Origin of the sequence: Cryobacterium sp. Hh38, assembly GCF_004403235.1 — a bacterium.
In the GTDB taxonomy this organism is placed as follows: domain Bacteria; phylum Actinomycetota; class Actinomycetes; order Actinomycetales; family Microbacteriaceae; genus Cryobacterium; species Cryobacterium levicorallinum.
This window is the reverse complement of the sequence record NZ_SOHD01000002.1, coordinates 78,667-99,599: the sequence shown is the minus strand read 5'-3', so window position 1 is coordinate 99,599 and position 20,933 is coordinate 78,667. Positions and strand designations below refer to the sequence as shown.

Annotated in this window: 17 protein-coding genes and 2 tRNA genes; 9 read left to right on the top strand and 10 right to left on the bottom strand. The window is 64.9% G+C overall.

Features of this window, described 5'->3' with window-relative positions:
- Positions 1–124: 124 nt before the first annotated feature.
- The 7 genes from E3T41_RS00615 to E3T41_RS00585 all read left to right on the top strand — a co-directional run bounded on the left by E3T41_RS00615 (position 125) and on the right by E3T41_RS00585 (position 8,713).
- A complete protein-coding gene (locus tag E3T41_RS00615; RefSeq protein ID WP_092450807.1) occupies positions 125–1,789 on the top strand; it encodes an ABC transporter substrate-binding protein in 1,665 nt (554 codons plus the stop codon).
- On the top strand, positions 1,774–2,742 hold the full coding sequence (locus tag E3T41_RS00610) for an ABC transporter permease (protein ID WP_092450990.1): 969 nt from the start codon (positions 1,774–1,776) through the stop codon (positions 2,740–2,742). Before E3T41_RS00615 ends, E3T41_RS00610 begins: the two co-directional genes overlap by 16 nt.
- A gap of 62 nt (positions 2,743–2,804) precedes the next feature.
- The gene (locus tag E3T41_RS00605; protein WP_241990988.1) at positions 2,805–3,599 is read left to right on the top strand and encodes an ABC transporter permease; all 795 of its coding nucleotides are present in this window, start codon (positions 2,805–2,807) and stop codon (positions 3,597–3,599) included.
- Positions 3,596–5,254: an ABC transporter ATP-binding protein gene (locus E3T41_RS00600; protein ID WP_134476765.1), complete on the top strand. Its 1,659-nt coding sequence runs from the start codon at positions 3,596–3,598 to the stop codon at positions 5,252–5,254. The genes E3T41_RS00605 and E3T41_RS00600 overlap by 4 nt, the downstream gene beginning before the upstream one ends.
- 121 nt (positions 5,255–5,375) lie before the next feature.
- On the top strand, positions 5,376–7,985 hold the full coding sequence (gene valS, locus E3T41_RS00595) for a valine--tRNA ligase (RefSeq protein WP_134476763.1): 2,610 nt from the start codon (positions 5,376–5,378) through the stop codon (positions 7,983–7,985).
- 8 nt (positions 7,986–7,993) lie between these two features.
- A complete protein-coding gene (locus tag E3T41_RS00590; RefSeq protein WP_092450816.1) occupies positions 7,994–8,440 on the top strand; it encodes an N-acetyltransferase in 447 nt (148 codons plus the stop codon).
- A gap of 3 nt (positions 8,441–8,443) precedes the next feature.
- A complete protein-coding gene (locus E3T41_RS00585; protein WP_092450818.1) occupies positions 8,444–8,713 on the top strand; it encodes a hypothetical protein in 270 nt (89 codons plus the stop codon).
- Between the two features lie 15 nt (positions 8,714–8,728).
- On the opposite strand, the gene E3T41_RS00580 is transcribed toward E3T41_RS00585, so the two are convergent.
- Positions 8,729–9,562 carry a class I SAM-dependent methyltransferase gene (locus tag E3T41_RS00580; protein ID WP_134476761.1) on the bottom strand — a complete coding sequence of 278 codons (834 nt, stop codon included), beginning with the start codon at positions 9,560–9,562 and terminating at the stop codon, positions 8,729–8,731.
- 90 nt (positions 9,563–9,652) lie between these two features.
- On the opposite strand from E3T41_RS00580, the gene E3T41_RS00575 reads away from it, so the two are divergent.
- Positions 9,653–11,716: a M3 family metallopeptidase gene (locus E3T41_RS00575; RefSeq protein ID WP_134476759.1), complete on the top strand. Its 2,064-nt coding sequence runs from the start codon at positions 9,653–9,655 to the stop codon at positions 11,714–11,716.
- Between the two features lie 89 nt (positions 11,717–11,805).
- On the opposite strand, the gene E3T41_RS00570 is transcribed toward E3T41_RS00575, so the two are convergent.
- The 6 genes from E3T41_RS00570 to E3T41_RS00545 form a co-directional block, all read right to left on the bottom strand.
- On the bottom strand, positions 11,806–12,996 hold the full coding sequence (locus E3T41_RS00570; RefSeq protein WP_134476757.1) for a benzoate/H(+) symporter BenE family transporter: 1,191 nt from the start codon (positions 12,994–12,996) through the stop codon (positions 11,806–11,808).
- A gap of 30 nt (positions 12,997–13,026) precedes the next feature.
- Complete coding sequence (clpX, locus tag E3T41_RS00565; RefSeq protein ID WP_092450827.1) at positions 13,027–14,304, bottom strand: ATP-dependent Clp protease ATP-binding subunit ClpX; 1,278 nt, start codon at positions 14,302–14,304, stop codon at positions 13,027–13,029.
- 131 nt (positions 14,305–14,435) lie between these two features.
- On the bottom strand, positions 14,436–15,095 hold the full coding sequence (locus E3T41_RS00560; RefSeq protein ID WP_241977922.1) for an ATP-dependent Clp protease proteolytic subunit: 660 nt from the start codon (positions 15,093–15,095) through the stop codon (positions 14,436–14,438).
- A 66-nt stretch (positions 15,096–15,161) separates the two neighbouring features.
- Positions 15,162–15,764, bottom strand: coding sequence for an ATP-dependent Clp protease proteolytic subunit (locus E3T41_RS00555; RefSeq protein WP_104199110.1), 603 nt, complete (start codon positions 15,762–15,764; stop codon positions 15,162–15,164).
- A gap of 180 nt (positions 15,765–15,944) precedes the next feature.
- Positions 15,945–17,354 carry a trigger factor gene (tig, locus tag E3T41_RS00550; protein WP_166791466.1) on the bottom strand — a complete coding sequence of 470 codons (1,410 nt, stop codon included), beginning with the start codon at positions 17,352–17,354 and terminating at the stop codon, positions 15,945–15,947.
- Between the two features lie 43 nt (positions 17,355–17,397).
- A tRNA-Pro gene (locus E3T41_RS00545) sits at positions 17,398–17,471 on the bottom strand.
- A gap of 183 nt (positions 17,472–17,654) precedes the next feature.
- Between E3T41_RS00545 and E3T41_RS00540 the strand changes: the two genes are divergently transcribed.
- Positions 17,655–17,725: transfer RNA gene (locus E3T41_RS00540), tRNA-Gly, on the top strand.
- Between the two features lie 93 nt (positions 17,726–17,818).
- On the opposite strand, the gene E3T41_RS00535 is transcribed toward E3T41_RS00540, so the two are convergent.
- From E3T41_RS00535 to E3T41_RS00525, 3 genes are read right to left on the bottom strand one after another with little or no spacing between them, the layout of a single operon-like run.
- On the bottom strand, positions 17,819–19,399 hold the full coding sequence (locus tag E3T41_RS00535) for a multicopper oxidase family protein (RefSeq protein WP_134476755.1): 1,581 nt from the start codon (positions 19,397–19,399) through the stop codon (positions 17,819–17,821).
- Between the two features lie 45 nt (positions 19,400–19,444).
- Positions 19,445–20,428, bottom strand: a complete 984-nt coding sequence (locus E3T41_RS00530) for an Fpg/Nei family DNA glycosylase (protein ID WP_092450838.1) — start codon at positions 20,426–20,428, stop codon at positions 19,445–19,447.
- Between the two features lies 1 nt (position 20,429).
- Positions 20,430–20,927: a ribose-5-phosphate isomerase gene (locus E3T41_RS00525; protein WP_104133103.1), complete on the bottom strand. Its 498-nt coding sequence runs from the start codon at positions 20,925–20,927 to the stop codon at positions 20,430–20,432.
- Between the last annotated feature and the right edge of the window lie 6 nt (positions 20,928–20,933).

Sequence of the window (20,933 nt, the reverse complement as noted above, 5' to 3'; positions counted from 1 at the left end):
GGGTCACTGTCATCCACTTTTGATTGTACTGGAGTGGGACGGCGTTAGTGTTATAGGTCGGCCCATTCGCACGATGGGTCGGTTCAGTTGAGACCAACTCGGCAATGGATGAAAGAGTTTGTGAATGTCTGCTCCCCACCGCGTTTCCACGCGCACCGCTCGGTCATTCGGAGGGCTCGTCGGCCTGGTCACCGTCGGCCTGCTGGTCGCCGGCTGCACGCCGACCACCTCGAACGACCTCGTCGGCGAGCCGCAAAGCGGCGGCACCCTCACCTACGCCTCGGGCGATGCCGAACCGAGCTGCCTCGACCCGCACGTCGGGGGCAATTTTCCGCAGGGAATGATCAGCGCGCAGTACCTGGAGTCGCTGGTTTCGCGCGATTCCGCCGGCCAGATCATTCCGTGGCTGGCCGAGACCTGGACGCCGAGCGCCGATGGCCTGACCTGGGACTTCACTCTGCGCGATGACGTCACCTTCACCGACGGCACGGTCTTCGACGCCGCAGCCGTGCAGGCGAATGTCGCCCACCTGCAGGACCCCGAAACGCTCTCCTCGACCGGTTACCTCGCCCTCGGCAAGGTCGCCAGCACTGAGGTTGTCTCCCCCACCGTGGTGCGTTTCACCCTGACCGAACCCGACAGCGCTCTGCTCGAGTCGCTGTCGCAGGTCTGGCTCGCGATGGAATCCCCCACCGCGCTCGAGCGCAGCCAGGACGAGAACTGTGCCACCCCGGTGGGCACCGGCCCGTTCCGTGTCGACAGCTGGGTCAAGCAGAACGCGATCACCCTCGTGCGCAATGATGACTATGTTTCCCCGCCGGCGGATGCCGACCACAGCGGTCCCGCCTACCTCGACAAGGTGATCTGGCGATTCATTCCCGACTCGGCCTCCCGCTATGCCGCGCTGCAGTCCGGCGAGGTCGACGTGATCGACAACGCCCAGCCCGACACCATCGTGCAGGCCGAGCAGAGCGACTCGATCGAGCAGCTCGACTCGCCGCGCCCCGGCGCCTCCAACCGCATCGAACTGAACTCGGGTCAGGCACCGTTCAACGATGTGCGCGTTCGTGAGGCGTTTATCCGCTCGGCCAACGTCGACGACGCGGTGTCGAGCCTGTTCCAGGGCACCGCCACTCGGTCGTACTCGGCGCTGTCGAGCGTTGAGGCCATGGGCGTGTCGAACGAAGCCCTGTTCAACTACGACCCGTCGGCCGCCGCGGAGCTGCTCGATGCGGCAGGCTGGCGTGAGACGGATACCGACGGCTACCGGGTCAAAGACGGCGTGCGACTCTCGGTGGAATTTCCGGTCAGCACCAACCAGTCCATTCCGGCCGAGCAGAGCGTGTTCGAACAGATCCAGGCCACGGCCAAGGAGACCGGTTTCGAAGTGAAGCTCGCCCCGATGGATCTCTCCAGCTGGTATGCCGCGCTCGCCACCAACGACTACGACGCCGTGAGCGCGCCGTATACCAAGGTCGGCCCCGACGTGCTGCGCATCCTGTATCACTCCGATAGCATCGTGCCGGCCCCGAGCGGGTACTTCGCCAACCTCGCCCAGGTCAACGATCCCGAGATCGACGAACTGCTCACGACGGCGGCCCGAACCGCGGATGAAACAAAGCGCACGTCGCTCTACGCCGAAGCGCAGGACCGCATTCTGGCGGGCTTCTACATTCTGCCGCTCTACGACCAGCAGAACCACTACCTGCTGCGCAGCGACGTCGTTGGCCTGCGCACGCTGCCGACCGTGGCCGTTCCCACGCTGTACGACGCGTGGCTGAACCGGTAGCGCCGACCGATCGCTCCGGGCCGCGGGCGCTCGGCCGACTCGGCGTGCGTCTGGGCGGAGCGGTCTTCGTGCTGTGGGCCGTGGCATCCGTCACTTTTTTTGCGGTGCGGTTGATTCCCGGCGACCCGGCTCAGGCTGTGCTCGGCGGCCCGGGGTCGCAGGCCTCCCCCGAAGCACTCGCTGCGGTCACCGCGGAGTACGGCTTCGACCAGCCCGTTTTCACGCAGTACCTGGTTCAGCTGGGACGCCTCGCGACCGGTGACCTCGGGCGTTCCTACGCCCTTAATATGGAGGTCGGTCCGCTCGTTCTGGCCCAACTCGGGGGCACCCTGCTGCTCGCCGTGCTCGCCCTCGGCCTGGCCTGGATGATTGCGCTGGCCCTGGCCACCTGGTCGACCCGCGGTGGTCGGGTCGCTGCCCGGGTGGGGTCGAGCCTCGAAATCGTCGCGGCGGCGATGCCGCATTTCTGGCTCGCGACCTCACTGATCGTCGTGTTCAGCATCTGGCTCGGCGCACTGCCCCCGATCAGTACTGGCGGGGTGGCCGGACTGGTCTTACCGGTGCTCACCCTGGCCATTCCGCTGGCCGGTTTTCTCGGGCAGATCATGCGTGAGTCCCTCATGATCGCCCTGGAGAGCCCGTTCGTGCTCTCGGCGCGGGCGCGTGGCGAGGGTGAGCGCGGCGTCCGCTGGATCCACGCACTGCGTCATGCCTCCCTGCCGGCGATCAGCCTCTCCGGCTGGGCCTTCGGCTCACTGATCAGTGGCGCGGTCGTCGTCGAGACCATTTTCGCCCGCCCCGGACTGGGCCGCACCCTGCTGAACGCGGTCACCCTGCGCGACGTTCCGGTGGTGATCGGCGTCGTCATGATCGTCGCCGTCGCCTATATCCTGATGACTTTGCTGACGGATGCCGTCAGTCGCCTGGTCGATCCCCGGCTGCGACTCTCGTGAGCGATCTCGAGGTACAGGCCGAACTCGCCGTGCGGTCCAGCCAGTCCTTTCGGCAACGACGTCTGGGAGTGGCCGAGGGCGTGGCCGGCTTGCTCGCCCTCCTGTTATTGATCGCGGCAGTGGCGCCGCAGTTTCTAGCCCCTGGCGATCCACTCGTCATCGACCCGCTGGCGGCGTTTTCGCCACCGACCTTCGCTCACGGTTTCGGCACCGACGAATCCGGCCGCGACATCTACACCCGGGTCGTGCACGGCACCCAGTACTCGCTCGTGATCGGTATCGCCGCGACCGCGATCGGTCTGGGGCTCGGCGCGATGCTCGGAACTCTGGCCGGAATGCTCGGACCCATCGTCGATTTCACCGTGAACCGGGTTCTCGAGGTATTGTTCGCGTTTCCGGGTCTGCTGCTGGCCCTGCTGTTCATTCTGGTGTTCGGCCCCGGCGTGGCGACGGCGACCATAGCGGTCGGGCTGTCCACCGCCCCGGGCTACGCCCGCATTATTCGCGCGCAGCTCATCGCCGTGCGCGGGGCCGCCTTCGTCGAGGCCGCGACCGTGCTCGGCCGCACCCGCTGGCAGATATTGGTGCGTCATATTCTGCCGAATACGCTCGCGCCGTTGTTCGTGCTCGCCACCCTCGGAGTGGGCCAGGCGATCGTCTGGGCCGCAACACTGAGCTATCTCGGCCTCGGTGCCGAACCGCCGACCGCAGAGTGGGGCGCGATGCTCTCGGCCGGACGTACTTACATCACCTCGGCCTGGTGGATGAGTTTCTTTCCCGGTCTGTTCATCGTGCTCACCGCCGTGACCGCCACCGTGCTCGGCCGCAGCATCGACCGTCGAATGCGGCACGCATGAGCGCCACCGCGGCGCTGACCGTGCACAACCTGCGTGTGGGCTTCGGCGCGACCGAGTCGGTCGTGAACGGAGTGTCGTTCGAGATAGCGCCGGGCGAGTGCCTCGCCATCGTCGGCGAATCCGGCTCGGGCAAGAGCGTGACCGCGCGCAGCCTGCTCGGACTCGCCGGCGGCAACGCCCGGGTGCAGGCCGACCGGCTCGACCTCGGCGGGCGCAGCGTGCTGGGGCTGACCGACCGGGCCTGGCAGTCTCGGCGCGGCAAGGACGTCGGCCTGGTGCTGCAGGATGCCCTGGTTTCGCTCGACCCGCTCCGGCCGATCGGGCGGGAGATCGCCGACTCGCTGCGGCTGCACACGACCCTCGGCGCCGCGGCTCGTGCCCGCCGGGTGGTCGAACTGCTCGATGCCGTCGGACTGCCCGACCCGGCTCAACAGGTACACAAACTGTCCGGGCAGCTTTCCGGCGGTGAACGCCAACGCGCCCTGATCGCGGCGGCGATCGCGCTGGGCCCGCCGCTGCTCATCGCCGACGAACCGACGACGGCGCTCGACGTGACCGTGCAGGCGCAGATTCTGGCGCTGCTCGAGCAGATCAAACTGAGCGGCACTGCCCTGCTCCTGATCAGCCACGACCTCGCGGTGGTGAGCCGCATCGCCGATCGGGTTGCGGTGATGCACAACGGCCGGTTCATTGAATCCGGCCAGACCGAACAGGTTTTGGGTTCCCCACAGCACGAGCAGACCCGCCGCATGGTCGCCGCGGTTCCGGCGGACAAGCCGCGCGGAAGCCGGCTGAGCCCGCTAGATTCCCCCACCACCCAAACTGTTCCTCGCTCCCCGGCTCCGGCCCCGAACGCCACGGAGCAGGGCGAAATCGTGCTCGAGGCCATCGGCCTGACCAGGAGTTTTCGGCGTCCCGACGGCAGCCGGCAGCTCGCCGTCGACGACGTCTCGTTCGCACTGCACCGGGGTAGCACCCTCGGCATCGTCGGTGAATCCGGCTCCGGAAAAACCACGACGGCTCGCCTGATGCTCGCACTGCTGAAACCGGAACAGGGCGAAGTAGCGCTGTTTGGCCGGCCGTGGAGTTCGATCGCCGAGAAGGACCGGCGGGGACAACGACCCGGCATTGGGGCGATCTATCAGGATGCCCTCGGCTCGTTCGATCCGCGCCGCAGCGTCGCCGAGATTCTCGCGGATGCCCTCGGTCCCGCGCTCACCAACTCACGGGGTTCGCGGCGGTCCCCGCAGAGCCTTGCCCGGCTCACGACTCTGCTGGACGAGGTCGAACTGGCCGGAACAGTACTGCCGCGGCGCCCGCTCGAACTTTCCGGCGGACAGCGCCAGCGTGTCGGTATCGCCAGAGCACTGGCCGGGCGTCCCGAAATCCTCATTTGCGACGAGCCCGTGTCCTCCCTCGACGTGAGCGTTCAGGCGCAGGTGCTCGATCTCCTCGACGACGTGCAGCGGGAACGCGGACTCAGCCTGATCTTCATATCGCACGACCTCGGGGTCGTGCAGCACATCAGCGACGAGGTCGCCGTGATGCGCAGCGGGCGCATCGTGGAGAGTGGTCCTGCGGCGCGCGTATTCGCCGCACCGCAGCATCCGTATTCGGTGCAATTGCTCTCAGCTGTACCCCGACTACTCGGGTAAACACCTGCCGACGCGCCCTACCGCTCTGCCCGTTCGGGGAAAAAGAGCCGATCGGGTAGATTAGACGGGCAGACTTAGGCACCTCACCACCGACACGGTGCCGCATACGAACCGGAGAGCTATGACCACCGCCGATCGCGCCGCAGACAATCGAGTGCCAGAGAAACCAGCCCTCGAAGGGCTCGAAGCTAAATGGGAGTCCCGCTGGGAGACCGACGGCACCTATCGCTTCGCCCGGGAGAACGCGACCCGCGAGACGATCTACTCGATCGACACTCCCCCGCCGACCGCCTCCGGCTCGCTGCACATCGGCCACGTGTTCTCGTACACCCACACAGATGTCGTCGCCCGCTTTCAGCGCATGCGCGGCAAGAACGTGTTCTACCCGATGGGCTGGGACGACAACGGCCTGCCCACCGAGCGTCGTGTGCAGAACTACTACGGTGTGCGCTGCGACCCATCGCTCGGCTACACCGACGACTTCGTTCCGCCGTTCGAGGGCGGCGATGGCAAAAGCGTCAAGGCCGCCGACCAGCTGCCGATCAGCCGCCGCAACTTCATCGAACTGTGCGAAACCCTCACCAAGGAAGATGAGAAGCAGTTCGAAGCGCTGTGGCGCACCCTCGGCCTCTCTGTCGACTGGACCCAGACTTACCGCACCATCGGCCAGGAAGCCTTGTTCACCTCGCAGCTGGCTTTTCTCGGCAACGTCGAACGCGGCGAGGCATACCAGGCGATGGCACCGACCCTGTGGGACGTCACGTTCCGCACCGCGGTCGCCCAGGCCGAACTCGAAGACAAGGACATGCCGGCCGCGTACCACCGGGTGTCGTTCGCAAAGCCCGACGGCACCACGATAGAGATCGAAACGACCCGCCCCGAGCTGATGCCGGCCTGCGTGGCGCTGGTGGCGCATCCGGATGACGAACGGTACAAGCACCTGTTCGGCACCACGGTGACCACCCCCGTGTTCGGCGTTGAGGTTCCGGTGCTCGCCCACCACCTCGCCCAAAAGGACAAGGGCTCGGGAATCGCCATGATCTGCACCTTCGGCGACGTGACCGACGTCGTCTGGTGGCGGGAGCTCGATCTGCCCAACCGTGCAATCATGGGCTTCGACGGTCGCATCATGGCCGAAGTGCCAGAGGCGATCACCTCCGAAGCCGGCCGTGAAGCGTATGCGCAGCTCGCCGGCAAGACGGTGTTCGGTGCGAAAGCGGCCGTGGTCGAGCTGCTGAAAGCCAGCGGCGACCTGATCGGCGAACCCAAGCCCATCGTGCACGCGGTGAAGTTCTTCGAAAAAGGCGACAAGCCGCTCGAAATCGTCTCGACCCGCCAGTGGTATATCCGCAACGGTGCTCGCGACGAAAAGCTGCGCGCCCGCCTGCTCGAGCACGGCACCGAGCTGGCCTGGCACCCCGAATTCATGAAGGTGCGTTACGAGAACTGGGTCAACGGCCTCACCGGCGACTGGCTCGTCTCGCGTCAGCGCTTCTTCGGCGTGCCACTGCCGGTCTGGTATCCGCTCGACGCCGACGCCAACCCGGTCTTCGACCAGCCGATCGTCGCCACCCGCGACCTGCTGCCGGTTGACCCCTCGTCGGATGCCGCCCCCGGCTACACCGAGAGCCAGCGCGGCCAGGCCAACGGTTTCGTCGGCGAGGTCGACGTGATGGACACCTGGGCCACCTCCTCGCTCACCCCGCAGCTCGCCGGCGGCTGGGAGCGGGACCCGGAGCTGTTCAACCTCGTCTTCCCGTACTCGCTGCGACCGCAGGGCCAGGACATCATTCGCACCTGGCTGTTCTCCACCCTGCTGCGCGCAGAGCAGCAGCACGGCAAGTCACCCTGGCAGCACGCCGCGCTCAGCGGCTTCATCGTAGACCCCGACCGTAAGAAAATGTCGAAGTCGAAGGGCAACGTGGTCACCCCGGCCGACATGCTCGAAAAGCATGGTTCCGATGCGGTGCGCTACTGGGCGGCATCCTCTCGCCTGGGCACCGATGCGGCCTTCGATCCGCAGAACCCGACGCAGATCAAGATCGGCCGTCGCCTCGCCATCAAGATTCTCAACGCGAGCAAATTCGTCTCCATGTCGCAGGGCAGCATCGACGCCCCGGTGACCGAGCCGGTCGACCAGAGCATGCTCGCCGGCCTGACCGCCGTCGTCGCCCAGGCCACGACCGCGTTCGAGAACTATGACCACGCTCGGGCGCTGGAAACCACCGAGAGCTTCTTCTGGACTTTCTGCGACGACTACCTCGAACTGGTCAAGGAGCGCGCCTACGGCGAGCCCGGAACCGGTCAGGCTTCCGCTGTTGCTGCGCTGCGCACCGCGCTGGCCACCCTGCTGCGCTTGTTCGCACCGTTCGTGCCGTTCGCGACCGAAGAAGCTTGGTCTTGGTCGAATGAGGGTTCGGTGCACACCGCGCCGTGGCCCGTCGCGGCGGACCTGCTCGGCAGCGATGAGGTTGCCACCGGCAACATCGCCCTGCTGGATTTGGCCAGTCGCGCGCTCACCGGCATCCGTCGGGCTAAAACGGATGCCAAGGCCTCCCAGAAGTCCGAGCTGGATTCCGCAGTGATCTGCGGTGCACCGGCCGAAATCGCGCTGCTTACCCTGGCCGCCGCCGATCTCAAAGCGGTCGGCCGAATTCAAGAATTAACCTTTGTCGACGGCAGCGAACTCGCCGTGACCGACATCGTTTTCGCCACCGTGTTGGAAAGTTAGGAAACCAGATGTCAGTTACCGTACGCCCGCTGGGTGACAAAGATTTCTTCCCCTGGCTGGGCCTGTTTGAGGGTTACAGCGCGTTCTACGCGAGCGAGTTGACCGACCAGATCGCGCTGCAGGTCTGGAGCTGGATCATCGACGCGAACAACTCTCTCGACGGTGCCGTCGCGGTCAATGACGCCGGCGACTTCGTCGGTTTCGCGCACTACCGCACCGTGCCGCGCACGCTCAGCGGCGATCATGCACTCTTTCTCGATGACCTGTTCGTGGCCGAGGATTCCCGCGGCCAGGGCGTCGCAACGCAGCTGATGGATTTCACCAAGTCCTACGCGCGTGCGCGAAAGCTGGCCCAGGTGCAGCTGCTGACCGCCGCCGACAATGCCACCGCCCAGGTGCTCTATGACCAGGTCGGCACCCGCACGGACTGGGTCACCTACGAGATCGACGTCTAAGTCATGCAACTCGGCACTCGCTGGTCGCTCGGCGGCACCCTGCCCGCCGGCCTCCCCCACGTCGTGGAAATCGCCCTGCACACCGTGGAGGAGGACCTCGCTGCCCTCGCCGTGGACACCAGCACCTGGCGCTGGACACTGACCTGGCTGGAGTCCAAGCCGGTGATCGAGCTGGACGATGGCACCATCATTCGGTTCAACCCGGTCGATGACAGCGCCACCATCACGCAGCCGTCCACCAACACGGATGACGATGACGAGGAGTGGATCTAACCCGTAACTCCTGGGTCAATCCCGCGCAAGAATTTCGCCGTGCGGTATGCCGAACCACCCGGTCGGATCGCGCAGCCACACGCGCCAGGCGGCCGCCATCCGTTTGAGATCGGCCAGCTCGGCCACGCCGGCTTCGATGGCGTGCGCCGCGAAGCTCGACTCGGTCACGCGCACGGCCCAGGATTCTCCCCACCATTCCCGTTCGGCATCGGACGCGAAACACCACATGGAGGCACTACTCGTCACGCTGGTGAAGCCCGCCGCCAAAGCCCACGCTTTCAGCGAGCGTCCGGCGTCCGGGTCACCGCCGTTCCAGTAGTGCACCTCGCGGTAGACCCGCATCCACTCGGTGAGACCATCGATCACGGGAGCAATCATCACTCCCCCGTAGTCGACGTCACGGGCGGCGAAGACGCCGCCGGGCCGCAGCACTCGCCGAATCTCGGCCATGGCGGCGACGGGACGGGCCAGATGCTGCATCACCTGGTGGGCGTGCACAATGTCAAACGACGCATCCGGAAAGTCCAACGCGTAGATATTTCCGACCTGGAACTGCGCGTTGTGCACTCCCGCATCGGCGGCCAGCCCGGCTGCACGCTCGACGATCTCGGACGACGCGTCCAGGCCGACAACTCGGCCGGGGGCGATCCGACGGGCCAGATCAACCGTGATCGTGCCGGGTCCGCAGCCGACATCCAGCAGCACGCCGCCGGCTGCGAGCTCGGGAATCAGATAGGCGGCCGAGTTGGCCACCGTGCGCCAGGTGTGTGAGCGCAGCACGCTTTCGTGATGACCGTGGGTGTACTGGTCACGTGGAGCGGACTCGGAGCTCGCGGTCTGGTCTGTCATGGTCAGATCCTACGACCCCGCGGCAGCCTGCGGCTGATTTGCGCGCCGCGCGCTGGCGAGCGTGCTCGGGCCGGTCGCTAGTCTGGGAGTATGGCTTCCACCGCGAACAATCCCTTCTTCGCCCGCAGTACGCTGCCCTACCAGCTGCCGCCCTTCGCGCAGATTGCCGACGCCCATTACCGGCCGGCTTTTGTGCAGGGCATGACTGACCAGCTCGCCGAGGTCGCTCTCATCACCGGCACAGCGGATGCGCCCACCTTTGAAAACACGTTCGTCGCCCTCGAGCGCAGCGGGCAGACCCTGGGTCGGGTTGCCGAAGTCTTCTTCAACCAGAGTTCGTCAGACTCCAGCGACTTCACCAACGACCTCGAAGAAGAACTCGCGCCGTTGCTGGCCGCCCACGCCGATTCGATCCGACTCGATCCCGCACTGTACACGCGCATCTCCGCCGTGCACTCGCAGCGAACGAGCCTGAGTCTCGATGCCGAGTCGCTCTATCTGATCGACCGCTACTACACCGAGTTCACGCTCGCCGGAGCCGGGCTCGACGATGAAGACAAGCGGGCACTGCGTGATTTCAACTCACGCCTGTCGACCCTGACCACCCGCTTCGAGAAGAATCTGCTGGCCGATACCAACGAACTCGCGTTGGTGATCGACGACGTGGCCGAGCTCGCCGGGCTCACCGACGGCGAGATCTCGGCTGCGGCTGAAGCGGCCGCCGAACGCCGCCTCGACGGTAAATACCTGATCAGCCTCGTTCTGCCCACGTCGCACCCGTACCTCGCGAGCTTAACCAACCGGAGCGTGCGGGAACGGTTGCTGACGGCGAGCCGGGCCCGCGGCATCCGTTCTGATGAGGCCGGAGCCGGCAACGACAACCAGCCGCTCGTGATCGAGATCACGCACCTGCGTGCCCAGCGCGCCAGCCTGCTCGGGTTCGACAGCCATGCCGCCTACGTTACCGCCGACGAGACAGCCAAGACTCCCGGCGCCGTCTGGGATCTGCTCGGCGGCCTCGCCCCGGCCGCCGCCCGCAACGCCCTCGTGGAACAGGCCGACCTGCAGGCCGTGATCGATGCCGAAGGCGGTGGCTTCGAGCTGGCGGCCTGGGACTGGGCGTTCTACACGGAGAAGGTGCGCCGGGCGAAGTACGACGTCGATACCGCGGCGATGCGCCCCTATTTCGAACTCGAAAGCGTGCTCGCCAACGGAGTCTTCTTCGCGGCCCAGCAGCTCTACGGCCTCAGCTTCACGGCGCGGCCCGACCTGGTCGGCTGGCATCCCGAAGCACGCGTGTTCGAGGTCAGCACCGACGACGGCACCGGTATCGGATTGTACATCGGCGATTTCTACACCCGCGATTCTAAGCGTGGCGGGGCGTGGATGAATTCCCTCGTCTCGCAGTCCGCGCTGCTCAGCACGGACACAACCGTGGTCTGTAACAACCTCAACGTGTCCAGGCCGGCAGCTGGCCAACCCACGCTGCTCACCTATGACCAGGTCACCACGCTGTTTCACGAGTTTGGCCATGCCCTGCACGGGCTGCTCGCCCGCGCGACCTATCCCAAATTCTCCGGCACCAACGTGTATCGCGACTTCGTGGAGTTTCCCAGCCAGGTCAACGAAATGTGGATGCTCTGGCCCGAAGTGCTGGCGAACTACGCCCACCACTACGAGACCGGCGAAGCGATGCCGCAACACCTGGTAAGTCGCATCCAGGCGTCCTCGGCCTTCAACGAGGGATTTCTGACCAGCGAATACCTCGCCGCCGCGCTTCTCGACCAGGCCTGGCACCGCATCGACGCCGACACGGTCGTTACCGACGTTGCCCAGTTCGAAGCGGATGCCCTCGCCTCGGTTGGACTCGACAATCCTGCCGTGCCCACCCGTTACGCGAGCACCTACTTCGCGCACACGTTCTCCGGCGGTTATGACGCCGGGTATTACTCCTATATCTGGAGTGAGGTGCTCGACGCGGACACGGTCGAATGGTTCAAGGAGAATGGCGGGCTAACCCGCACCAATGGTGACCGTTTTCGTGATCGGCTGCTCGGCGTCGGAGGTACGAAGGACCCGCTTGAGGCCTACCGCCACTGGCGCGGGCGCGACGCAGCGTTGCAGCCGCTCCTCGACCGCCGCGGCCTGAACTAGGCTGAGGCATCCGCTCAATAGACAACTTTGGTGGGTGCGGACCCGCCGGCACCCACCAAAGTTGTCCACTGAGCCGGGTCCATGGTCGTCTACGCACCGAGGGGCCGCCGCCAGCCAAGCCAGAGCATAAAGATGCCACCGACCACGAGGCCCCAGAACGCCGACCCGATGCCCACGATTGTAATGCCCGATGCGGTCACGAGAAAGGTCGCCATCGCGCTGATGCGGTGTTCCGGTTCTTCGAGCGCGCTGGTCACACTCGTCACAAGCGCACCGAGCAGGGCCAGACCGGCGACGGCAATGATCAAAATGGGCGGCGACGCCGCAACGAGGGCTGTGGCTAGCCCTGACCCGAGTCCAAGCACGAGATAGCCGAAACCCGATGCGACCGTGGCAATCCAGCGTTTCGACGGATCGCGGTGAGCATCCGGACTAGCCATGAGGGCCGCCGTGATGGCCGCCAGGTTCATATTGTGCGCGCCGAAGACCGATCCGAGCATGGTGCCGATCCCCGACCAGACCAGCACCGAACGCGGCGGCGGCCGGTAGCCGAAGGTTGAGAGCACGGCGAATCCGGGAACGTTTTGGCCCGCCATGGTCACGACGAACAACGGCAAGCCGAGGCTCACAATGACGAGCGGATCAAAAACCGGCGCGACGAAGACCAGACCGGGAGCGGATGTCGGTGCTGACAGCCAGCCCGTTCCCGCGGTTATGCCGATACCGATCGCCGCCACGACCATGGCCATCGGGACCGCCCAGCGCGGGGCCAGCCGGTAAAGCACCAGCCACACCAGCACGACGGGAATCGCCAGCAGCGGCTGTTCAATTGACGCCTGAATCGGCGCGAGACAGATGGGAAAGAGGATACCGGCCAGCATCGCGCCGGCGAGGGGCCTCGGGATGCTCGTGATGACCCGTCCGAGCGGCGGCCAGACGCCACAGAGCACGATGAGCGCACCGCAGACGAGAAAGGCGCCGACGGCAGCGCCGAAGTTGTCGGTCGTGGCGCCCGCCGCGACGAGGAGTGCCGCGCCGGGTGTTGACCAGGCAAATGAGATCGGCATGCGAAAGTACAAGGGCAACGCGATGCAGGCCAAACCGACGAGTAGGCACAGCGCCAGCAGCCCTGAAGACGCCTGAGCTTCGGAGGCGCCGACAGCGCGCAGCCCCGCAATCACCAACACGAACGAACTGGCAAACCCGGTGATCGCGGCGACAATGCCGGTCGAGATCGGCTGAAACACACCGGGGCTTGCGCCGGATGACTGCTCGCTCATCGTCGCTCCCCCGTGCGACTATTCAGCGGCCTACGCTGACTTCACCTGGCGGGTCTTGTGCAGAACCATTTCAGCGGGGGCATTGTTCAACACGGTGTCGCGGGTGATGATGACCCGCTCGACGTCGGTGCTGGAGGGCACCTCGAACATGACCGGGCCAAGCACTTCTTCGAGGATGGCGCGCAAACCGCGGGCACCGGTCTTGCGAAGCACAGCCAGGTCGGCAATGGCTTCCAGGGCGGGCTGCTCAAATTCCAGCTCAACGCCGTCGAGCTCGAACATGCGCTGATATTGCCGCACGAGCGCGTTCTTGGGCACGGTGAGAATCTGCATGAGCGCCACCTGGTCGAGCTGGGTGACCGTCGTGACGACGGGAAGCCGGCCGATGAACTCGGGAATCAGCCCGAACTTGTGCAGGTCTTCGGGCAGAACCTCGCTGAACAGGTTGATGTCGTCGCCCTTGATGTGCAGCGGAGCGCCGAAACCGATGCCCTTCTTGCCGGCCCGAGACGAGATGATGTCTTCGAGCCCGGCGAAGGCGCCGGCCACAATGAATAGTACGTTCGTGGTGTCGATCTGAATGAACTCTTGATGCGGATGCTTGCGCCCACCCTGTGGGGGCACGGAGGCAATGGTGCCCTCGAGGATCTTCAGGAGCGCCTGCTGCACGCCCTCGCCGGAGACGTCGCGGGTGATCGACGGGTTCTCGGCCTTGCGGGCGATCTTGTCGATCTCGTCAATGTAAATAATACCGGTCTCGGCGCGCTTGACGTCGTAGTCGGCGGCCTGAATCAGCTTGAGCAGAATGTTCTCGACGTCTTCACCGACGTAGCCGGCCTCGGTGAGGGCCGTCGCATCCGCTACGGCGAAGGGTACATTGAGACGCTTGGCCAGGGTCTGGGCCAGGTAGGTCTTGCCACAGCCGGTCGGGCCGATCAGCAGAATATTGGACTTGGCAATCTCGACATCGTCGTGGATCGCCTCGGCTGCGGTGAGCGTGGCACGAGACCGCACACGCTTGTAGTGGTTGTACACGGCGACGGCGAGGGCACGCTTGGCGGGTTCCTGGCCGATGACGTATTCCTCGAGGAAACCGAAGATTTCTTTGGGCTTGGGGAGGTCGAATTCACCGGCGGTCGCTTCAGAGCCGGCCTCGGCCAGTCGCTCTTCAATGATCTCGTTGCACAGCTCGACGCACTCGTCACAGATGTACACGCCGGGGCCGGCGATAAGCTGTTGTACCTGCTTCTGGCTCTTTCCGCAGAAGGAACACTTGAGCAGGTCGGCACTTTCGCCTATTCGGGCCATGTCCGCCTCCTCCATTGGTCTCGCTGCAATTGAGCCTAGCCTGTGCGTACGACACTTGCGTGCAGCGCGCCACAAACCGAAACGGCGCGGCGCCCGAAGGCGACGCGCCGCAGCGGTATATAGGTGTGCGGCTACTTTACCAACATCGGAAGGTTCTTGCGGCTGGTCAGAACCTGGTCGATCAGGCCGTACTCGAGGGCCTCGGCCGCGCTCATGATCTTGTCGCGGTCGATGTCCTTATTGACCTGCTCAACGCTCCGGTTGGAGTGGTGCGCGAGGGTCTCTTCGAGCCAGACCCGCATGCGCAGAATCTCGGCGGCCTGAATCTCGATATCCGAAGCCTGGCCGCCACCCTGCCCACCAACCGAGGGCTGGTGAATCAGGATACGCGCGTTCGGCAGCGCGAGGCGCTTGCCGGCGGTTCCACCGGCGAGCAGCACGGCTGCAGCGGATGCCGCCTGGCCGAGGCACACCGTCATCACGTGCGGGCGAATGTACTGCATGGTGTCGTAGATCGCCGTCATGGCGGTGAACGATCCACCGGGCGAGTTGATGTACATCGTGATGTCGCGGTCCGGGTCCTGGCTTTCGAGCACGAGGAGCTGGGCCATCACGTCATCGGCGGAGGCGTCGTCAACCTGCACGCCGAGGAAGATAATGCGGTCCTCGAACAGCTTGGCGTACGGGTCTTGGCGCTTGTAGCCGTAGGCGGTGCGTTCTTCGAAGGTGGGGAGGATGTAGCGCGATTCAGGTGCGCCGTTATTAGTCAAGTGCTTGGTCGAGCCGCCCATCGAGCTGTAGGCCGTTCCACCGAATGTGGGGATAGTCATGATTTCTTCCTGTTCAGTTTCGGCGGACTACTTGGTGGCGTCGGCGTCGGGGTCGGTGCCGCCGCCGCCGATGACATCCGAAGCGGATGCGCGGAGATGGTCGACGAAGCCGTACTCGAGGGCTTCCTGCGCACTGAACCAGTTGTCGCGGTCACCGTCGGCGTTGATCTGCTCGGGGGTCTTGCCGGTCTGCACGGCCGTGATCTCGGAGAGGCGCTGCTTCATGTCGAGGATGAGGCGAGCCTGGGTCTGGATGTCGGCGGCCGTGCCGCCGAACCCGCCGGACGGCTGGTGCAGAAGCACGCGAGCGTTCGGGGTGATGTACCGCTTACCCTTGGTCCCCGAGGTAAGCAGGAACTGACCCATCGAGGCTGCCATGCCGATACCGACCGTGACGATGTCGTTGGGTACGAACTGCATCGTGTCGTAGATCGCCATGCCGGCGGTGATCGAGCCGCCGGGAGAGTTGATGTAGAGGTAGATGTCGCGTTTGGAATCTTCCGCTGCCAGCAAGAGGATCTTGGCACAGATCTCGTTCGCGTTTTCGTCACGGACCTCTGAGCCGAGCCAGATGATGCGGTCCTTCAGCAGTCGGTCAAATACACCATTGGTGGGTGTCGGGTCGGCCATGTCGTGCTCCGTTTCAGTTGTCGCTTCTCAATGAATCTATCGGAGCGCGAGCGTCAAAATGGCTCTGTTCGCCCTCGGCAGATTACCGGCCATCGCACAGGTGCCCGGCAGCATGCAAGAGGCCGGCTGGCCAGCACTTCTGAAAAGTACTGGCCAGCCGGCCTTTCACGCACACAGGTACTACTTCTTGGCAGCAGCCTTCTTCTTCTTGGGCTTCTCGTCGGCCTCAGCTGCGACCTCAGCGTCAGCCTCGGCGGCCGGAGCTGCCTCGACTGCGCTGTCAGCAGCATCCGTTTCAACAGCCGTGTCGTCGCCGACCGGGCCGGTGAATTCACTCAGGTCGACCGGCTTACCGTTGGAGTCAACGACCTCGGCCTTGCCCAGAGCAATGGCGAGGGCCTTGTTGCGAGCGACCTCGGCCACCATCGACGGAATCTGTCCGTTGGTGTTGAGCGTCTGCACGAACTCGCTCGGGTCCATGCCGTACTGGCTGGCACCCTGGATGAGGTACTGGGTGAGTTCGTCCTGGCTGACCTTGACCTGCTCGGCTTCGGCGATCGTGTCGAGCAGAATCTGCTGACGGAACGTCTTCTCGCTGGCTTCGGTGACCTCGGCGCGGTGGGTGTCGTCTTCGAGGCGACTTTCGCCCTCGAGGTGACGGTTGACTTCGTCGAGGATGATCGCGGCCGGGATCGGAACCTCGACCGAGCCGAGAAGCGTCTCGATGAGACGCTCACGGGCCTGGCTGCCCTGGCCGAAGGCCTTGGACTTCTCAACCTGAACCTTGAGGCTCTCGGTCAGCTCGGCGATCGTGTCGAACTCGCTGGAGATCTGAGCGAAGTCGTCGTTCGCCTCGGGAAGCTCGCGCTCCTTGACAGCGATAACTGTGATGGTGATCTCGGCCGTCTCACCCTCGTGTTCTCCGCCCATGAGGTCGGAGTTGAAGGTCGTGGTCTCGCCGGCGCTGAGCGAGTCAAGCGCCTCGTCGATGCCGTCGATGAGGTCGCCGGAGCCAACCTCGTAGGAGATTCCGCTCGCGGTGTCAACCTCTTCGCCGTCGATCGCGGCGTTCAGGTCGATTTGGGCGAAGTCGCCGGTCTTTGCGGGGCGGTCCACCGTGATGAGCGTGCCGAAGCGGCTGCGCAGCTTGTCGAGCTCTTCGGCGACTTCCTCGTCGGACACCGCGACGGCGTCAACGGTGAGTTTGAGGCCGTCGTAGCTGGGCAGGTCGATCTCCGGGCGCACGTCAACCTCGATGGCGAGGAGCAGGTCACCGGAGAAGTCGGTGTTGCTCGGCCATTCGACGATGTCGGCCTCTGGACGGCCGAGCGGGCGCAGCTTGTTCTCTTCGACAGCCGCGCGATAGAAACCGTCGAGACCCTCGTTGACGGCGTGCTCCAGAACGGCGGCCTTGCCGACGCGCTGGTCGATGATTGCCGGCGGGACCTTGCCCTTACGGAAACCGGGGATGTTGATGTCTTCGGCAATGTGGCCGTAAGCATGGGTGATGGCTGGCTTCAGCTCGTCGGGGCTCACCGTGATGGTGAGCTTGGCGCGCGTGGGGCTCAGTTTTTCGACCGTGGACTTCACTCGAGACTCTCCTGTGTATTGAAACGGTGTGCTGCGGATAATGTCGGGGCGACAGGAATTGAACCTGCGACTTCTCGCCCCCAAAACGAGCGCTCTACCAAGCTGAGCTACGCCCCGGATCTACTTCGACCCATCGGTACTACTTTGTTGGGGAACCAATCCGTCGCGCACGCAATAGCTCGCGACACGCGGATTGACCTCATCCAGTCTAATGCACGCCTTTCGAGCGGATGCGTCCGCACTGGCAAACGACCCCCGGTTTCCTGTACTACGATATTCGAGTGCCCAGATTTTGGGCCTGGGGTCGTAGCTCAATGGTAGAGCCTGAGTTTTCCAAACTTATGACGCGGGTTCGATTCCCGTCGACCCCTCCGTTTAATGCACAAACACTGAGTTTAATGCAGAAACACTGAAAGCCGCCAGCTCAAGCTGGCGGCTTTCTCTCGTTGAGCGGATGCGGACAGCTAGTGACCGTGGGCCGGCGCGAGTGCCCGCGGCCCGCTCCCGACGGCCAGGTTCGACTGTGGAACAATGGCGTCGTGAGCGGTCGGCGGGGTGCCTGCTTCCTCGCCGGGCTCGACCACGACGAACTGGCCCATCATTCCGGCGTCCTCGTGCGAGAGCATATGGCAGTGGAACATATACGGAAAGTCGGGGTCGGTATATTCCGCAAACTGCATAATGAGTTCGTAGCGCACTCCGGGCTCGAGGTAGATCGTGTCCTTCCAGCCGGCCAGCTCGACGGGCGGCGGCTCGGTGCCCACCCGCAGCACCTGAAACTGCACGCCGTGCACGTGAAAGTTGTGGGGCAGCGGCATGGCGTTGTCGACGGTCCAGACCTCGGTCGCGCCGACCTCGATCGTCTCGTCGATGCGGGTCATGTCCATCAGCCGATTGTTGATCGTGTAACCGTTGAGGGTGAACGACCGGTCGACTGTGGCATCCGCTTGGTCGAGCGGTTCGATGCTCGCGAGGGTGCTGGCGGTCTCCCCGATGCTGCTGAGCGTGTCGGCGGCGCGCAGCTCCAGCACATCGAGGGTGTCGTCACCGGCGTTGCGCGTCGCGGCACTGGCTGAAATGCCGAGGTCTGGCGGGTTCGACTGCAGATTCACGGTCTCCCCCGGCACCAGCTCAACGAGCACTTCGGCGCGTTCCCCCGGCGACAAACGGATGCCGTCCATCGGCGCCGCCTCCTCCAGCAGCCCGCCATCGGTTCCGATCAGGTTGAAGGACCGGCCGTCACTCAATCCGAAGTCGTAAACCCGGGAGGTTGACCCGTTGAGCAGTCGGAGGCGCACCACCTCGGAGGTGACGTCGAGGTAGGGCGCGAGGGTGCCGTTGACGAGCAGCTGGTCACCGATCGGACCGATGTAGCCGCGCACGTCGGTGACGAACTGCCCGTTCTCGTCGAAACGGCGGTCCTGCACCACCACCGGAATATCGTCGACGCCGTAGCTGCGCGGCAGGTTTAGGGCTGCCTCCTCGTCGTCCTGCACGATGAAGACCCCAGCCAGACCCATCTCCACCTGGTGCTCGGTATCGCCTTCCGGGTGCGGGTGATACCAAAGGGTTGAGGCTGGCTGGTCAATCTCGAAGTTGGGGCTCCATTCGGCGCCGGGCTCGACCATCTGGTGCGGTCCACCGTCCATTTCGGCGGGCAGATTGGCGCCGTGCCAGTGCACGGTGGTGGCTACATCGAGGTCATTGTTGACGTTTATGCGCACGTTTTCGCCGCGCCGGGCGACGATCGTCGGGCCGAGGTAGCTGCGGTTGTAGCCCCAGGTCTCGGTCACGACGCCCGGAGTGAACTCGGTCGTGCCAGCCTCCGCCGTGAGGTCGAACACCCGCTCACCGGCGGCATTGACCGTTGATTCGGCGAGCGGCGGGATCGCCAGCGGGTTGACGAAGTCAACGCTGCCGACCGTGTCGATCACGCCGGCCCCGTCTTCGCCGGAACACGCGGTGAGGCCGAGGGCCAACACGACCGCGCCGACGACGCTCACAAAGGTTGCGACGCGACGACGGGGCCTGGCAATTCGGATCATGCTTCTATTTTCGCAGTCCACCCAGTGCGCTGACACCACAGGGACTCAGGCCTGGCAGCGCGGGCACCAGTACAGCTTGCGGGCGGCCATCTCTTCAAGCACTATGTGGGTGCCGCAGACCCGGCAGGGCAGCCCCTCCCGCTTGTAGACCCAGTGCCGGTCGGCCCGATTCTTCATGGCGAGTCGGTACGGCTCGCCATCGAGGCCGTCCATGGTCATCATCTGGCCGGTCGCCACCCCGATGTGAAGGAGGTGTGCCCAGTCGCTCCACAGGTCGCGTACGGTTTCGTCGCTGAGCGATTTTCCGGGCGCGTGCGGGTTGAGTCCCGCGCGAAAGAGCATTTCGGCGCGATACACGTTGCCGATTCCGCTGACCACGGTCTGGTCCATCAGCAGGCGGCCGATCGGCGTGGGCTTCTTGCGCACGACGCTGACGAAGCGCTGCTCCGCCTCCGGCGTATTATCCAGCTCGGGGTCGGGCCCCAGCTTGGCGATGACGGCCTCGACCTGGGACGGGTCGAGCACCTCGCAGGCGGTCGGTCCGCGCAGGTCGGCACACACCGTGTCGCTGAGCAGCCGCACCCGCACCTGACCGACCGGCTCCGGCGGGAAAGCGTCGGCGAGGTCGATCTCTTTCTCCTGCTCCGACATGCGCACCCGGGTGCGGCGGGGCGCACCGATGCTGAAGATCGAATTCTCCCCCGCGGCGTCAAACGTTGGTAGATCCGTGCCGTGCTGGTTGGTTTGCCCCATCCGGCCGTTGGCCGAAGCCATCGTGGCATCCATCTGAATCTCGCCGCTGAAATCCCACGCCCCATACATGCCCAAGTGGATGCGCAACCACAACCAGTGGTCGAACTCCAGAAACATCTGTTTGCCGACGGCGCGGGCATCCGTCACCGTGTGCCCGCTGAGCTGGGCGGCACCGATCACGAACCGTCCCTGCGGTGAGGAGACGGTGACCCGGTGACCGACGAAGTTGCGCTGAAACTGGCGGGTGATGCGGTGAACGGAGTGGCCCTCTGGCACCTCAGTTCACGACGCCGTCGACGTCTTTTCCGGCGATGGTTCCGGTCGTTTCATACTCTCCGAGCTGGTGGATACGACGCACGTGACGCTCCTCGTCGGTGAACGGCTCGGCGATGAACGCGTCGATGAAGCTGGTGGCTTCCTCGATGGTGTGCTCGCGGGCACCGATGGAAATAACGTTGGCGTCATTGTGCTCACGGGCCAGACGGGCCGTGCTGAGGTTCCAGACCAGGGCGGCGCGGGCACCGGACACCTTGTTGGCGGCCATCTGCTCGCCGTTGCCGGAACCGCCGAACACGACGCCGAGCGCTTCGATGCCGCTTTCTCGGTCGTCGACGGTGGCCTGCGCTGCATTAATACAAAAAGCAGGGTAGTCATCGAGGGCGTCGTATGTCTGGGGCCCGTGATCGACGACCTCGTGCCCGGCCGCACGCAGGTGCGTGATCAGGTGGTGGCTGAGGTCGAGACCGGCATGGTCCGTGGCGATGTGGATGCGCATATGAGC